Consider the following 16,366-nt stretch of genomic DNA (forward strand, 5'->3'; position numbering starts at 1 on the left):
CCTTAAAAAACTATTTTTATCATTATATCAGATAATTAAAGCAGTTGGCAAAAATTTTGCTATACTAGTAGATGAAGATAAAAGGAGGTTTCTTATGCCAGCACAAAGAAGTCGTGCCAAACGAATCAATCACAAACACCACAGCCATACTACATTCCTATGGAGGATGATAGGGATTCTGTTAGTCTCCTTGCTAGCGATTGTTTTCTATCTCTATCACGATAGCATGTTAACCCTTATATATCCTAAAACTCAAGAGGATAAGACGGTCGCTACAACCTCAATCTCTACCAAGCAGGAACCAACAAGCGAAGCTAGCAAGGCAAATCAAGCAAGTAGCGAGGAGATGACATGGGAAAAACAGACAGAACCTGTAAAAATTCCAATTCTCATGTACCATGCCGTCCACATTATGGCTCCTGAAGAGGCAGCTAATGCCAATCTGATTGTTGATCCGACTACATTTGAAAGCCATCTCAAAGCATTTCAAGAAGCAGGCTACTATACGCTTACACCTGAAGAAGCTTATAAAATCCTGACGGAAAATGTTCTCCCAAAAGATAAAAAAGTCGTCTGGCTCACCTTTGATGACAGTCTATGGGATTTCTACAGTATCGCTTATCCCTTACTCAAACAATACCATATGAAAGCGACCAATAATGTCATCACAGGTACCACTGATACTCAACCAGACCATCTGACATTGGAGCAAATCAAGGAAATGCAAGAAAATGGCATGTCTTTCCAAAGCCATACAGTCAATCATCCCGATTTGGAATATAGTACACCAGAAGCTCAAAATGCTGAAGTAATAGATTCTAAGGAATATCTGGACCATAATCTTAATCAAGATACCATTGTACTTGCCTATCCTGCTGGTCGCTATTCTGAACAAACCGTCAAAACAGTTGAAAATGCCCAATACAAACTCGGAGTAACCACCAACGAAGGACTAGCTTCTGCTGCTGACGGACTCCTCACCCTCAACCGTGTCCGTATCCTACCAGTCACAACTGCGGACGGATTGCTCCAAACCATTGGACAATAGCACCTTACAACTCTCCAAAACAACAAAGGCTTAACACCGCCACTTCTTGGACCAGTGTTAAGCCTTTTTGATACTCTAAAAAATCACTATCGTCATCATTTAGCATATCTTTTATTCTTTCGTTCACTCGCTTTGCCGCACTCTCGTATAGCCTGCAGCTCCTTGTCTAGTATAAAAGCCAACTAAAAGACTATACCTGATGAGGAAGCGAGAAAGCATTCGACCAATCGAAAAAAAGGTTCAGTTTTTACCCACTTCTTCCATTCTAGGTTGGGGCTGAAACGCTCCATTCCCATACAGTTGGTGAGGCTAGATTTGGAGCTTAAAAAGTGAATAAATAGGAGTAAAGAACTCCAGTGGAGGTTTTCACTCCTATTCCCTTGTCACAACAAGAACAGCGTTTCATCTCCAACCTTTCAACGGCTATACTGCCCTTAAAGTCATCAACCCAACCACTGCGCTGAGATGTTGATGCAAACTCTGAAAAGTAAGAGTATGTGTTTTGAGTTCTCACCCACTCCCAACTTCTTGGGGATAAAGGGTAGCAAGGCTATAGCCTCCTTTAAAGGGAGGGGAAATCTAACGTTCAGTAAAGTAAGCTAGGCGAGAGAAACTGATTTTTGACGAGTAAGAGTATCTATCTTACCACTAAAGGTTTGGGATTAGACAGTTTTCCCGTCCCACCTTTCTAAACATCTGCTTCTCTAAAAATAACTTGACCATTTTCAAAACGGTCCAATCGTGCGAGGGAAACAATAGTATGACCTGCTTCTTCCAAAAGTTTACGTCCTTGCTGGAATGATTTTTCAATGACAATACCAACCGCTACTACCTCAGCACCCGCTTGCTCTATGATATCAATCAAGCCCTTAGCCGCTTCTCCATTGGCCAAGAAATCATCAACTATCAGCACACGGTCCTTTGATGTGAGAAAACGTTGAGCGATCGATACTGTACTTGTTACTTGTTTGGTAAATGAATAGACTTCTGCTGTCAAAATTCCTTCAGTCATAGTGATATTCTTTGATTTTTTCGCAAAAACCATCGGCACCTGTAAAGCTTCTGCCGTATATAGCGCAGGTGCAATACCCGAGGCTTCAATCGTCACCACTTTAGTAATGTTCTCCTGAGCAAATCGTCCAGCTAATACTTGACCGATATCTTTCATTAGTGCTATATCCACCTGATGGGTTAAAAAAGAATCCACCTTTAAAATTGATTCTCCTAAGACCTCTCCTGCAGTCTGAATTCTGGTTTCTAAAGTCTTCATATTCTCTCCTTTTCTTCATCTCTCTATTATTCTAGCTTTTTTTATACCCTTTTTCAATTCAAAATAAGAGATTGAACAGGATAAAATGGAAGAAAAAGAGAACGCGACAGGCATAAAGAGTTCGGTTTTTCCTCTTTTCAATGCTAGTTATAGTCATTTCGTTTATCTTTTATTACTTCGTTCACTCGCTTTACCGTACTCCAGTACAGCCTGCAGATCCTTGCCTAGTACTAAAAGTAAACCAAAAGACTATGCAATATCCTTTACTCAAACCATCAGATCAGAACCAGGACTAGATCTCCAGGAATTACTTTCGTCTGATCCTAAAAATAAGAGAGCAGGACAATCGAGATTTGAAAATCACGACCTTGTCCTACTCCCCTCATGCTGATGTTAAGCACTTTAATGTGAAGCGACTTCTATTTAATCATCTTGCTTTCTGCAACTTCCTTGTACCAATACGCACTTTTCTTTGGATAGCGCTCTTGAGTCTCAAAGTCAACATAGAAAAGACCATAGCGTTTCTCATAACCGTTTGACCATGAAAAGACATCCATCAAGGACCAGAGGAAATACCCTTTAACATTAGCTCCTGCAACAATGGCATCAGAAATGACACTTAAATGTTGTTTCACATAGTCAATGCGAGCATCATCATAGACTGTACCATCTACAAACGTATCCTTATACCCTAGACCATTTTCTGTAATATAAATTTTCTTATAGTTTGGATAATCTGCTTTGACCCGCATAATTTGATCGTATAATCCCTGTGGATAAATCATCCAATCCCAGTCTGTTCTTGGAATATCTACATCGAATTCTCTGCGACCAACGCCTTTAATCTGGTACTTGGATCCGCCTTTTTCTCCTTTTCCATTGTGGGTGATTTCCGTTTCGCCCTCAAAATCTCCGCGCATCCAGTCACTCATATAGTAATTGATACCTAAGAAATCATTTAAATCTTTAGCTGCTTGCAAATGCTCAAAATCTTCCTCAAGCAATTCCAGTTGCCCACCATTTACTGCCAAGATATGTCGAACACCCTGCATCGTTTCCTCTGAGTATTCTCCAAGGTAGGTAGCATCCAAGATAAAACGATTGTGGATGATATCTTCCAATTCTGCAGCCCGAACATCGGCTGGATTTTCAGGATTGTATGGATATTTGGTTGGGAGAGCGTGGACGACTCCAATCTCACCTGTATAGCCCTTATCTTTAAAAAGTTTGACTGCTCGTGCATGAGCCACCATCATATTATGGTGAGACTGAAAGACTTTTTCAAGATTGTACTGGATACCTGGAGGAAATTTTCCAACCAAATACTGACCGTCACCAATCGGTCCAATTTCATTAAAGGTCGTCCAGAAATTGACTTCGGAAAATTCTTCAAAGCAAAAGGCTGCATAGGCAACAAAATGGTCAATGGTGGTACGGTTTAGAAAATCTCCTTGTGAATGCAAAGCTTCTGGTGTATCAAAATGATGCAGGGTCACAAAGGGCTCGACATGCCGCTTGTGACATTCTGCAAATAATTGATGATAGAACTCTACACCTTTTGGATTAACCTCACCATATCCTGTTGGAAAAATGCGGGACCAGGCAATAGAGATCCGAATACCATTGACCCCAAATCTCTCTGCTAACTCCAAGTCAATGGGGTAACGATGATAAAAATCACTCGCAGGATCTGCTCGATACCAATAGTTATCTTCTAAATATTTATCCCAAGCAACTGCTCCCTTACCATCTAATTTGGTTGCACCTTCTGCTTGATAAGCTGCTGTTGCTCCTCCAAAAATAAAGTCTGTCGGTAACTGTTTGACCATTTTCCACCTCTAGTCTTCTAATTGTTTCGTGACAAAAGCTAAGGCTCCCTTGCCATCTCGGGTCAGTTTGATGTACTCTGCACCCTCTGTTTTCGCAAGGCGAATCTGCAAGGCATCCGTTTCTTGTTTTATGTCTGCATAGTTTGATGCTACCTGAGGTGCAAGAATCACAAGGTCATACTCTGGTAGAATCTCACGGTGAGATCCATAACTTCCTGCGGAAGCTTTTATAGGTACATTGTATTCTTTAGCAGCCTTTATCAAAGCATTGGCCAATAGACCACTGGTTCCACCGCCCGCACACAAGACCAAAACATTGGTTTCTTTCGTGATCGTATTATCAGAAATAGTGCGCTCAAGAATGGCATCTGCTTTTGACGTATTAAAGTTCTCTGCTACTTTTTCATGGAGCTGACTGTTTGCCTTACCTGCTTCCTCTTCTGCCAATACTTGGCGGTCATATACTTTTAAGAATGGATAATAAATGGCCACATCCACTACAACCAGTAAAACCGCAAGGACGACGGCTAGAAGTTGGAAGTTTGTCCCCATTACCAAACCAAGTGGTGCAGGAGTAGTCCATGGCAAGTTTGTAGTAAACGAATTCATTCCCAATGTATCAACGAAGAATTTGAAGAGCCAAACGTTAACGATTGGTGCCATGATAAATGGAATGAAGAAAATTGGATTTAGCACCAATGGAGCACCGAACAAAATTGGTTCATTAACACCGAAGAAAGTAGGCACTACTGATGCGCGGCCGATCGCTTTGTTACGTTTTGATTTACATAGCCACATGAACATAAATGGAACCACCAAGGTTGCCCCTGTACCACCCATAGTGACAATGAACATCTGAGTACCTGAAGTCAAGATCTTATCAGCATGCTGTCCAGCTTGAACTAAGCCCAAGTTCAATTCAGCATTGGCATATGTAACAGCCACAATCGCTGGTTCTACGATTGACGGTCCATGAATCCCTACGAACCAGAAAAAGGCAAAGGCTCCGAAAATAATTGTAATCCCAAGGTAAGAATCTGCCGCGCTAAAGAGTGGCTCAAAGAACTTACCGATTGCTTCAGCAACACCTGTACCTACTGTATTGCGAGCAAGAATATCCAAGGCATAGAGCGAAAGAATAGAGCCCGCAAATGGGAAAACATCTTTAAAGGCTTGGGCAATATTCGGCGGAACCTCTTCTGGCATGCGAATCGTCACATTGTTTTTCACACAGAATTTATAAATTGTAACTGTGATAAAAGCAGCAAGGAAAGCTGAAAGTAGTCCTTTTGTTCCGAGGAAGCCATTTGCCAAGCCTCCCTCAATACTATCAGCCGCTAGGATGAGTAAGCCACTGATTGAAGCAAGCATGCTTGAAATAAAGTTGATTTGATTTGTTCTTTCCAGGTTACGGTTAACTGAATCCGTCAACGATTTAGCAGTTGTACCAGCAACCAACATTGCCAAGATTCCCATCGTGTAACCATACGGCTTCATCAAAAGTGATACGACATTCTCCGGCCAATAAAAACCCCATGAGTTTGGCACAAAGGCAATGAGCAAAAATATACTTGAAAACAAGACAACTGGCATGCCTGCGATAAATCCATCACGAATAGCCCTAAGATAAATGTTTCGTGAAATTCTCTCAAAGAAAGGCTTAGCTTTCTCAATTTGTGTAATTAATCCATTCATTTTCTAACTCCTTTTATCCTTAACCCCGTTTATAGAGTTCAAGCATATGCGACATCATGTCTTTCAACAATAAAGTCGTCATCAAGTGATCCTGCCCATGCATCAAGGTCACACTAAACGCCAAATCATCTCCTGCTGCTTCTTTTTGCAGAAGAGAGGTTTGAGCATGATGGGCTTCTACGATGCATTCATTAGCTGCTGCAATCAACTGTTCTGCCAAATCAAAGTCACCCTGCTGTGCAGCTGTTAAGGCCTCCAATAGTTTGGATCGAGCATCTCCTGCAAAGGCAACGATTTCAAAACCAAGTAAAGTAATTTCCTCTCTATTCATTTTATTTCCTCCTTTTGATGTGTTGAATAATAGAGTTTATGATAGTAAACGCTGAACGTGAAGAACGATGTACATTTTTTCTCCCTCATTTGAACTGATTCCTAACTCCTCAGCTATCATATCATGGATCTGTGCTCCTAATGCATAGGCCTTGGGATAGGCTAGTTGCATGGTTGCTGCCATCTGTTCTAACGAGGAAGACCTATCTTTTTCTTTATCTGAATAGCGGATAAAATAGGTCAAATGAACCATCAAGCGGTCGTAAAATTTGCTATTTTCTTTCGTCCTTAAAATACCATGGGTTGCTAGCTCTCTTTCAACCAAAGATAAGACTGCCTGCAATGTTTCCACTTTTAGATTCTGATCTTCTGCTTTCTCACCTTTGGCATTAATAAAATGTAAGGCAATTCTTCCGATTTCATCTTCTGGAAAATCCTGGAGTATTTTTTGACGGAAAATAGCCAAAGCTTCTGTCGCAATCTGATATTCAATAGGATAGTCTGGCAACATATTGGGAAGCTTGCTTTCTTGATAGGTCTGATCTAAAACATCCTTATACGCACAGTAAATATGAGTTGTCAAGGTTACATAGAGATAATCTTGTATTGAATAATCGTATCGATAAGATAGTTGATCAATAGCCTGATAAGTAACTGTAATAAAGTCTAGCGGGATATCTTTTAGTAACATCAAGAAATGGTCTTTCGATTCAGAACTTTTGAGAGAAAAAACCTTTTCGATTTTGTGAGCAGTAACCAAATCTCCTTTTTTCTTCTGAAAAGCAACTCCCATTCCCATCACTACTGACTGCTCTCCCTGTTCATTTTTAACTAAAGCTGCATTATTATTTAAAGATTGTACAATCCGATACATCTACAAAATAATCTCCTTTACCCTTTTTAAATACAAAAGACCACAAATGAGATAAGGAAGTCCTCTCCCCTATTCATCTGCGGTCTTGCCTAATTTTCTTAGTTACAATCCACTCTATGCAAACTATTGGAACAATTATATCACGAAACGCTATTCTTGTAAACCTTTACATTTACGAATGTAAATGAACCCGTTTTTTCCAAGAGGAAGCTGTTGTAGCAAGCACTTCGTTCAGAGATTCAATATTCTGACGACCTTGCGTTCTCAACCAATTTCTAGCAGCCTCTTCTCCCTCTTCCATGTAGATTTGGACAGAATCCGCCCAAGTAGCACGCCCACATAAGACACCATTAAAGGCCGCTCCAGATTCGTGGGCAAATTTCAACGTTTCCTGGAAGAGAGTGGCAGACACACCTGCACTCAAATAGATATATGGTAGTGGAGTCGCCGCATCTTGTTGTTGGAAGTAAGCCGCTGCCTCTTCTTTTGTATACACGATTTCATTTCCTTGTGCAAATCCTTCAACATAGGCCATATTGACAGGCACTTCTACTTTGAGAACATCTACTCCAAAGCACTCATCAGAAAATACCCTCATTGCCTCAATAACTTTTCTCGGCTTAATCTTGGCAAACTCAGGACCATTAGTATCTTGAATCTGCTCATCATAGCTTAGAATTTCCAAGAAGAAAGGAAGACCCTCCGCTGCACATTCTGAACCCAAGCGTTCAATATAAGCGTGCTTTTGTAAATTTACATATGGGTCACCGTCTATATCATAGTATAAGAGAAATTTAATAGCATCTGCTCCCTCTTTTTTAAGGCGTTTGACAGACCACTCGACCAAACAATCAGGCAAGCGACTAGTGCTGCTTACATCGTATCCTGTCTTTTCATAAGCTAATAATAATCCTGATTGACTAGCACGGATGTGAGAAGCTGGAAGACCGTACTCTGGATCGAGCAGGATAGACGAAGAATAGGGTGTTAACTTTTCTGATACGATACTTTTTAAGACTTCCATGTCTTCAGCTGTCGGCTCTGTATCCTGGTACTTGGCCATCATTTTTTTCAGAGCTCCCCGCTGATCAAAGGCAAGGGCAGAGATAATTCCTGCTGAGTTACTGACTTTTTCTATTAAGGCATATTTTTGATTTTTTACTGTCATCTTCTTATTCCACCGATTTACTTTTTAGGCTGGGTCCTGGTACTCACCACGATTCCATTTTTCAATGAATTCATCAAAGAAAGCGCTGTCTTTTTGATCCTGATTGATGCTTTCAATTTTAGCTAATTTTTCAATCAACTGTTTGTTTTCATCCGTTGGCTGATATTCTGCTTGAATGAAAGCATCAATAATATCGCACATCAACAATTCGCCAGTCACTTTCGCACCAAAGCCAATGACATTTGCATTTAGCTCTGTCTTAGCATACAAGGCTGATGTCATATCTCGGACAAGCGCTGAACGGACACCTGGTACCTTATTTACTGCATTGTTGATACCAACACCTGTTCCACAAAGACAAATTCCTAAGTCTGCTTCGCCACTGACAACTGCTTCTCCAACCTTTTTACCAAAGATAGGATAGTGGGTTCTGACGCTATCATAAGTCCCACAGTCAAGCACTTCATAACCTTGATTTTTCAAATGATTAACCACTGCGATTTTTTCATAGGTCACGATATGATCGCATCCAACTGCAATTTTCATCTTTTTCTCCTTCATCTACGATAACATCTAACACATCTTATTTAACATATCGACGCGGATCTGGTGGCGGCCTCCGTCATAGACACCCTCTACAAATCCTCGGACGATATTTTGGGCTAAACTTTCCCCCACAATCTCACTACCAATGGTAATGATACGAGAATTATTGTGACCACGTGTCATATAGGCAGAACGTTCATCTGAAACTTCTGCTGCAATCATACCTTTGATTTTTGTCGCTGTCATAAAAGAACCAACACCGTAAGCATCAATTGCAATGCCGAGATTGCCCTCTTGTCTATTCACTTCCTGTGCAATCGCTAATGTAGTATCAACAAAGTCCTTGCCATTACTTACATCAAGTACCGAATAGCCTAGTTCAACGAGAAAATGATGAAGAACGTCTTTTAGTTTTTCCCCTGCTGGATCAGCACCGATAATAATTGTCATTGTTTTCTCCTTATGTGTCTTGTGTGTTCTTCCGGAAAAATGTTTTGCAAAACAGCTAAAAGCGACTCGCTTTTATGTTTGTATTATACACAAATCCAAACACAAAGTCAACATATTTTGTTCGTTTTTGTCGATAAACCAAACAAAAAAAGCAGAAGTTTCTTTAAACCGCTACTTTTTAAACATTATTCACTGATAACCTCTGTATAAGACGTCAAATAACGATACTGCTCTTCATCTGTCAAATGATCACTAATTACTGCTGTAACATCTTTTAATTGACAAAAAGTGGAAAAATCTTCTTTACCAATTTTACTGGAATCAATCAAGAGATATTTTTCAAGTGAATGCTTTAGAGCCAGCCGTTGAGTGTAAGATTCTGTCAGAGTAGAAGTCATAATATCATTTCCTTTAACCGCATTACCACTAAAAAACATCTTACTGAAGTGCATACTTTCTAAAACAGTGTTCGTCATCTCTCCTACAAAAGATTCAGTCACTTGTCGCCATTCTCCTCCCAATAAAAATAATTGGAAGTCTTCTGATTTTTTAGGGGATAAGGTCATAAATATAGGGAGACAGTTCGTCATCACCGTTAACTTAGAATTAGTAATCGCCTCAGCAAGACAAGCCACCGTTGTACCAGGACCTAAAAAGATAGTATCTCCCTCTTCAATCAACAAGGCTGCTTTTGCTGCAATAGAGCGCTTAGCTTCAATATTCTGAACATGCTTTTCTGAATGAGAAAACTCCCGTAGTTGAAAGGCCTTATTACTCCTAGCACCGCCATGAATCTTTGTTAAAATCCCCTTTTCTTCTAACTCACTAAAATCCCTCCTAACCGTCATATCTGTCACATTCAACAAATCGACAATCTCCGAAATGCGAATCGTTCCCTTTTTATGAACCAATCTAGTAATTTCTTCCAAACGCTCCTGCTTGTTCATCTCTTCCCCTTTTATCTTTTGCTAGTTTCATTATATCAAATTTTGATTGAAATGTTGAAAAAAACAACATAGAATGTTTGACTTTTTAGGTAAATCAGAAAAACAAAGGTAAAGAAGGAGCATCACTAACTCTCCTAATCACTTGAAGAAAAACAACCTATACTCGTCGCCAAACATCAACTTCTTCCGCTTCCCCCTGCATAAGATACACAGGATTATATCGCACAGCCAAGGAGGTTTACATTCCATTCTTGAAAGATATGAAATTTCTTCTAGAAATCGTCTCCAAAAATGGGTAGAGCAGTCAGTATACTAGTGGGTGAGATAGTATAGTTATTTCGTTTATTTTTAATACTTCGTTCACTCGTCTTGCTGTACTCCAGTACTACCTGCGACTCCTTGCCTAGTACTAAAAATAAACGAAACGGCTATAAAAGGGAAAAAGTTATATCAGTCAAGACGAAAGACCACCTTTGAAGAATTTGTAGAAAGGCAAAGACCCACTTGCAACATGGCTCTAACGAACCTGCTACTTCTATTCACATTGAAATCCCCATACTTTCTTGAACAACTAGTATCATGCTGATTTGAGGGAGCATAGGATATTCTAAACTCTCAGAAAACACAAGATATAGTCATTTCGTTTATCTTTTATTGCTTCGTTACTTCGCTTTGCCGTACTTTAGTATAGCCTGCAGCTCCTTGCCCAGTACTAAAAGCAAACGCAAAGACTGTAACTGCTGGGAAGTACTCACGAAAAAGAGGCTGGGATATAAGTCCCAGCTTTCTAATTTCATGAACCGAATGACGTTGACGTAGTGGTTGATTGCTTCAATGGCTGCTATCATGCCCTTGAAAATTGGAAATGAACTGCTGCTCCTTTTTGTTTTAAGGGAACAGGCTAAAAAGCTCCAGTGGAGCTTTTTAGTCATATTTGTTCCTGTTTCCCACTCCAAATCCGGCCTCTACGACTGATGCGAACGCATTCGCTTCATGTCCAAGCTCCAACAGTCAGAGTAGTGACCGTTGGAGCTGTGCGGGGTGGGAGTGAAACGGTCTAAGAATAGACCGTTTCAGACAGAAGCTAGAATGGAGGAAATAAGGAAAAACCAACTCTTTTTTGACCTATCGAGTTCTTTCCCACTCTCTCATCAGATTTAGTATCATCGTGTCATATTTATCACAGCGTTACCTCATCTTGCCTAACTCTAAGATATAGTCTTTTCGTTTACTTTTAGTACTAGGCAAGAAGCTGCCGGCTGTACTGGAGTACGGCAAAGCGAGGTAACGAAGTAATAAAAGATAAACGAAATGACTATAACAAGAGTCAGGGTAATAACTGTTGTTACCTGAATTTAAGAAAGAGAGCAAGATCTATTTTGGATAGTTTCAAGTTCTTGAACATTCCCTTTTTTCTAAACAGATGAAATTAGTTTTCTTTTTTTCTATTTTTCATCACAAAATAGTAAATGGCACCGACTACGGCTATTCCGAGGGCTAGTACTGCTGCAATTTGTCCAGAATTGCTTTTACTTGCAGGTGTTGCTTCCTCAGCCCTAGCTTCTTTCATCGTTTCAGAAGAAGATTTAGGCATTTTTTCTTTCTTAGTCACTGACGAAGATCCTGTACTCTTCTCTACTTTCTTACTCTTATCACCAGAAGCTGGTGTTGCTTTGGTCGCTTCTTCTTTTTTCTCAGCCTTTATCTCTGATCTAGCATTTGCTGGTTTTTCTGAAGAAGTCTGATGAACATAAGCAGGTTCTTGACTGTCTGTTTGCTCATTATGAACCACTTGTGTGATGATAGGAGCAGTCGGTTGCTCTTGTTCAACCACGTCTGGCTCTTTCTCTACTTTCGGTGGTCGCACTGTAGGCTTCCATTCTTCCTTAGTCGTGTTATCAACTGGAGTAGTGTTCGGATGAGGTTGCGGTTGGGGTGCTGGGACTTCCGTCACTGTTTTTGGCAACACGCGCACCATATACTGGGTGCTTGCCCCCCTATAGGTAAGCGTAAGGATTTGCTCCCCAATCTGGTTCTTATCATATCCTGTCACCGTGACACCTTCATCAGTCAATCTATGTTCGTCTGACTGGTTATCTGCTGTCCAAGCCTTGAACAGTCCGGCATCTAAAACCAAATCCTCACCTGCTACATATTCTGATTTAGGCAATTTTGTTACTTCTAAACCAACAACCTCTGTAGCTGGGGTATCATTTGATTTCAAGACATAGACCGTTATCGGGGTAGCCAATGGACGGCCTAGATACTTAACAGCCAAGCGTTGCTCACCATATTGATTCGCTGCAATAGGTTCAACACTAACACCAGTATGAGCCAGTGGGAGAATCTTATCAGCTTCGCCACTACCGTAGGATACTCGGATTGTAGCTCCTGCCAAGGATAAGGCTTCCCCATCTTTGTAGACCCGTTTCATTACTGGGTTTTCCCAACTTACTGTCTTGATAACTTTCTCTTCTTTCGGTACGACCACTGCCAACAGATTGCTCATGTCCATATTCTCTGCCTGTGCTCTGTAATAGAGGACAGACGGACGCTTGTCAAAAGCAATCGGATCTAGGATAAGATTACCATCTCGATCTGTTCTTGTCACCGCAATTGGCTCTAGCGCTTCATTAGAATCATAAATCCGGATTGTTGTATTAGCAGGAACGTCTTTAAATCCAAGTTGAATATGGTTATTCCCCAAATCACGCGCAAGGGCATGATGCATTGGAATATTTGGCGTTTCCATATCAAGTTTCTCATACATCTTCCAATTATAAATCCGAATCGCTTTCCATGGTGTACCATTGTCCGCAGTGATTACATGCATACGCCATTCTTGGGCAGTGATTGGCTGGTCAAGGATAATATCAGATGTATGAGCTTTATTGCCTCGAACAGCTTTCGCTAACTGCCATTCACCATTTTCATTCTTGTAATACAAGTCAAAATCTTTGGTATTCATCAACCCATCATTGACCGATTCTCCACCAGCTCCAGCATGGTCCACTACCCAACGGACAATCGTACGGGGCTGGGTCAATTTGATATCCACAGAAGCATTCGTATCTGTAATACACCACTTATCCGACAGACTAGTGATGGTACCATTTAACATACTTTCAGGGCCTTCATTTCCACCATTTTGAGGATAGCTAGTGCCTGTGACTACAGCTCCTAACACCACATTCGGTGCTGCTTCTCTTGGTAAAGTCGTGTCACGAACCGTTAATCCCCAATCAAAATCTGCAATTCCTGCTTCTGAACGAATCCCGTTCCTACCGACTGAAACAACCTTGAGACGTTGTGTAGTGCCGGTATCTTGAGCTGTCCGAGTTACTCTTGGTATATAAACAGTCGTAGAAGATGATCCTGTTAGCAATTTCCATTCATTGCCAACTTCTGCATATACTTCATAATAATCCGCATCGTCATTTCCCTTGAATTGCAAAATAGCTTCCGCATCTTGGGCATTTTTGATACTTTTCTCTTTTACCCTTATCTCAGTTGGAGTAGCAGGTGCTGTATCATTCTCTACAATAGATAGTTCACCCAACTTGAAAGAGTAGTCTTCTACAGCTCGATCATACTCAAAGGTTAGCTTGATTCCATAGATGGTCTTACCTGTCAACTTGGTTAAATCAAAACTTTCTGTTTTCCAATCTCTCCCACTTGCAGTTGGTAAGGTATAAAATTCTACATTCTTGTAGTCTGGTGTCGTTGCTAAACCAACTTTAACAATCGCTCCTTCTCCTCCTTGATACGATAGGCGAAGTGTAGAGCTAGCTGTTGTCTCCAGTTTGGTTGAGTACAACATCACATCTTGCTTGCTTGGTTGCTCAATTGCTCCTTTAAAAGCTAGGGAATTTCCACCATTATAAGCATCATCAAAATCATAATGAATGCCTAAAGGTGTTCCATCAGTTGTCACCCACCATCTCCATGTTGGCAATATCCCTGACACAGAACGATAGTTCCACTCAGAATCTTTGGATACTTTTCCATCTACAAACCACTTCTTTCCATGACCTGTATTAAATGATGTATGGAAAGTTCGCCCAACAATCGGTGTCCTATCTGCAACTAGATTAGCGATGCCATACCATTTTTTATCAGTAGGCTTATTACCTGTTGGGTTACCTTGATAACCAGTCCAAAAAATATTTTCATTTTCATGATAATCTTCACCTGTTTTTCCAAGGCTAGTAATGGTATCTGGAGAAAAGAGTCCCAAAGATAGACGGAGCTTTCCTGTATCCTTATCAATCAGAGCATTCCAGTTGATATTCGAATGATATGAGCCCCCTTGTTGCAATTCAAATCCAGCAAACACATCAAATGGATTGCGACCAATTGATGTCATATGACCAACGGTAGTATCATTTATCCGTTTTGACCAGTTAAAGTTTGCAAATACTGTATCCGCAGGATTTTTGCCATCTACAGGTTTGATATAGTAGTCATTGACCTTACTAACACCATTTACATAGTGTCTGCGACCAGAATTGGTCATGGAATCATACCAAGATACCTTGATTGGATGTCCAACTGATTCGCCATACTCCTTGATATAGAGCATAAAGTCACGAATTTTTTCTGGCAACTCAGACACTTTTTGACCGTCAGTTTCTTGGTTGATAAAATACCCATCGTAACCATAGTACTTAGCAATATCTACTAATTTACGGGCAATTGGGAAACCTCCATTCTCATCCTGCTGCATGGCTTCAACAAGACGATCCTGGTCCTCTTGGCTACTAGACCAGTTGAAGAAGAGACTTCCATAGATTGGTACACCATTTCTGTGAGCAGCATCTATCACATCAGGCGTTGGAACGAGACCATCCCAAAAGACCATAGAATCCACATATTGCCAGTAGTCAAAAGCGTAAGCCTTAAATTCTTCACCTCCGACAGAAGCATGATTCTCTGCTTTAGAATTCATATTGGACAAGGCTTGAACCTTAGCTTCGCTGCTTGCTTTTGGATTGATGATTTCTCCTTGATGCCGCTTGGCTAGCTCAACAGAACCACGATTCAAAGCATCGTCGCCTCGAGCATCTGGTTGCCAGTTTAATAAATCAGTCCAGGTATCAAACTTGACTTCCTTTGGTCGTAACTGCGTTTCCTCTGGAAAATGGACATCATCTTTGAGTGCTTCTCCACTTTCTTCTACCGGTGTAGATACAACAGTTTCAGGCTCTGATTCCGCTGGTACGGCTCTATTTTCTACTGCTGGTACAGGAGTCGGCTCAAGAGTAGGTACGACTTCATCAACTATAGGTATCTCTTCATCAGCTACTAGATTTTCAACTGATATTTCTGTTTCATCTGCAATCGTAGGGCTTTCTTCTGCTACAGTAACGACACTTGTGTCTACCTCTGTTTCTGCTACTTCTTCCGCGGAAACAACCGGTCCACCCAAAAACGCCATTCCAATCATCACAGAGCAGGCTCCTACCGCTAGTGTCCGAATACTATGAAAACACTTTTTTTCTGAATGATAGTTTTTCATCTACTTCTCCCTTTGCAAATTTCTATATTAGTATATAAGCAATGTCACAAATACCTCATTACCTTTTGAAGATTAAATCTTTCTCCCTCCTTTATATTTCAAAAGTCTAGCGAGCTTATCCTGACATATATTTACGTCCTCATTCTATCCTCTTTAAAAACAATAATCAAGGTAATTTCTCATCTTCTAAAAAAATAAGTAAAATGTATTGAAAAAGTAGAATAGTCTTCGCATTAAAGAAAAAGAGCCGTAGCTCTTCGAGGGGAAAAATGACCACTCCCAGAATACTGATTAATGCTACGCTGCAAATCTAGCATAAAAACAATGCTCTCATATAAAACTGCTCGAAAGAAACTATTTAACAATGCTTTTCTCAGAAAGCAACCAACTTTCAATCACCTATAAATGATGACTGGTATTTGTAGCAGGAGGAAAGACCTATGCTCCATGGTATAGTCAATCCTACATGAATGAACTCACACTATAGGGTATATTCAATCGCATAGCATACTGTAAAAAATAAATCGTGCTTCAGAAGTGGCTGTTCGCTTTACGTAGACTGGAACCTCCTTATTGCATCGCGCTTGAAGTTTTTAGTATAGTCAATTTCGTTTATCTTTTATTGCTTCATTAACTCACTTTACTGTACTCTAGTAAGGCCTGCAACACCTTGCCTAGTACTAAAAGCAAA

12 protein-coding genes are annotated in these 16,366 nt (G+C 40.5%); 1 reads left to right on the forward strand and 11 read right to left on the reverse strand.

Annotation, left to right across the window (positions count from 1 at the left end):
* The first annotated feature begins 94 nt into the window (after positions 1 to 94).
* Positions 95 to 1,048 (forward strand): polysaccharide deacetylase family protein, encoded by a 954-nt coding sequence (locus tag E4T79_RS03720; protein WP_228063785.1) that lies wholly within the window; start codon positions 95 to 97, stop codon positions 1,046 to 1,048.
* A 688-nt stretch (positions 1,049 to 1,736) separates the two neighbouring features.
* On the opposite strand, the gene E4T79_RS03725 is transcribed toward E4T79_RS03720, so the two are convergent.
* From E4T79_RS03725 to E4T79_RS03775, 11 genes are all read right to left on the reverse strand, one after another.
* A complete protein-coding gene (locus E4T79_RS03725) occupies positions 1,737 to 2,318 on the reverse strand; it encodes a xanthine phosphoribosyltransferase (protein ID WP_135027938.1) in 582 nt (193 codons plus the stop codon).
* Between the two features lie 419 nt (positions 2,319 to 2,737).
* Positions 2,738 to 4,147, reverse strand: a complete 1,410-nt coding sequence (gene lacG, locus E4T79_RS03730) for a 6-phospho-beta-galactosidase (RefSeq protein ID WP_135027940.1) — start codon at positions 4,145 to 4,147, stop codon at positions 2,738 to 2,740.
* 9 nt (positions 4,148 to 4,156) lie between these two features.
* Positions 4,157 to 5,842, reverse strand: a complete 1,686-nt coding sequence (locus E4T79_RS03735; RefSeq protein WP_135027942.1) for a lactose-specific PTS transporter subunit EIIC — start codon at positions 5,840 to 5,842, stop codon at positions 4,157 to 4,159.
* A 19-nt stretch (positions 5,843 to 5,861) separates the two neighbouring features.
* Complete coding sequence (locus E4T79_RS03740) at positions 5,862 to 6,173, reverse strand: PTS lactose/cellobiose transporter subunit IIA (RefSeq protein WP_135027944.1); 312 nt, start codon at positions 6,171 to 6,173, stop codon at positions 5,862 to 5,864.
* Between the two features lie 36 nt (positions 6,174 to 6,209).
* The gene (locus E4T79_RS03745; protein WP_135027946.1) at positions 6,210 to 7,046 is read right to left on the reverse strand and encodes a PRD domain-containing protein; all 837 of its coding nucleotides are present in this window, start codon (positions 7,044 to 7,046) and stop codon (positions 6,210 to 6,212) included.
* 172 nt (positions 7,047 to 7,218) lie between these two features.
* Positions 7,219 to 8,214 (reverse strand): tagatose-bisphosphate aldolase, encoded by a 996-nt coding sequence (gene lacD / locus E4T79_RS03750; RefSeq protein ID WP_135027948.1) that lies wholly within the window; start codon positions 8,212 to 8,214, stop codon positions 7,219 to 7,221.
* A gap of 24 nt (positions 8,215 to 8,238) precedes the next feature.
* Positions 8,239 to 8,760 (reverse strand): galactose-6-phosphate isomerase subunit LacB, encoded by a 522-nt coding sequence (gene lacB, locus E4T79_RS03755; RefSeq protein ID WP_135027950.1) that lies wholly within the window; start codon positions 8,758 to 8,760, stop codon positions 8,239 to 8,241.
* 27 nt (positions 8,761 to 8,787) lie between these two features.
* Positions 8,788 to 9,210: a galactose-6-phosphate isomerase subunit LacA gene (gene lacA / locus E4T79_RS03760; RefSeq protein ID WP_135027952.1), complete on the reverse strand. Its 423-nt coding sequence runs from the start codon at positions 9,208 to 9,210 to the stop codon at positions 8,788 to 8,790.
* Between the two features lie 185 nt (positions 9,211 to 9,395).
* Positions 9,396 to 10,157: a DeoR/GlpR family DNA-binding transcription regulator gene (locus E4T79_RS03765; RefSeq protein WP_135027954.1), complete on the reverse strand. Its 762-nt coding sequence runs from the start codon at positions 10,155 to 10,157 to the stop codon at positions 9,396 to 9,398.
* Positions 10,158 to 10,819: 662 nt separating this feature from the next.
* Positions 10,820 to 11,113: a hypothetical protein gene (locus E4T79_RS03770; protein ID WP_135027956.1), complete on the reverse strand. Its 294-nt coding sequence runs from the start codon at positions 11,111 to 11,113 to the stop codon at positions 10,820 to 10,822.
* A gap of 473 nt (positions 11,114 to 11,586) precedes the next feature.
* Entirely contained in the window at positions 11,587 to 15,675 is a 4,089-nt protein-coding gene (locus E4T79_RS03775) for a bacterial Ig-like domain-containing protein (RefSeq protein WP_135027958.1), read from the reverse strand.
* Positions 15,676 to 16,366: the final 691 nt, after the last annotated feature.

The organism is Streptococcus sp. LYSM12 (genome assembly GCF_004569635.1).
GTDB lineage: Bacteria > Bacillota > Bacilli > Lactobacillales > Streptococcaceae > Streptococcus.

Bases quoted from the DNA above. Each gene is read 5' to 3' on its own strand.
- E4T79_RS03720 (WP_228063785.1), top strand. From the start codon at position 95: ATGCCAGCACAAAGAAGTCGTGCCAAACGAATCAATCACAAACACCAC.
- E4T79_RS03725 (WP_135027938.1), bottom strand. From the start codon at position 2,318: ATGAAGACTTTAGAAACCAGAATTCAGACTGCAGGAGAGGTCTTAGGA.
- lacG (WP_135027940.1), bottom strand. From the start codon at position 4,147: ATGGTCAAACAGTTACCGACAGACTTTATTTTTGGAGGAGCAACAGCA.
- E4T79_RS03735 (WP_135027942.1), bottom strand. From the start codon at position 5,842: ATGAATGGATTAATTACACAAATTGAGAAAGCTAAGCCTTTCTTTGAG.
- E4T79_RS03740 (WP_135027944.1), bottom strand. From the start codon at position 6,173: ATGAATAGAGAGGAAATTACTTTACTTGGTTTTGAAATCGTTGCCTTT.
- E4T79_RS03745 (WP_135027946.1), bottom strand. From the start codon at position 7,046: ATGTATCGGATTGTACAATCTTTAAATAATAATGCAGCTTTAGTTAAA.
- lacD (WP_135027948.1), bottom strand. From the start codon at position 8,214: ATGACAGTAAAAAATCAAAAATATGCCTTAATAGAAAAAGTCAGTAAC.
- lacB (WP_135027950.1), bottom strand. From the start codon at position 8,760: ATGAAAATTGCAGTTGGATGCGATCATATCGTGACCTATGAAAAAATC.
- lacA (WP_135027952.1), bottom strand. From the start codon at position 9,210: ATGACAATTATTATCGGTGCTGATCCAGCAGGGGAAAAACTAAAAGAC.
- E4T79_RS03765 (WP_135027954.1), bottom strand. From the start codon at position 10,157: ATGAACAAGCAGGAGCGTTTGGAAGAAATTACTAGATTGGTTCATAAA.
- E4T79_RS03775 (WP_135027958.1), bottom strand. From the start codon at position 15,675: ATGAAAAACTATCATTCAGAAAAAAAGTGTTTTCATAGTATTCGGACA.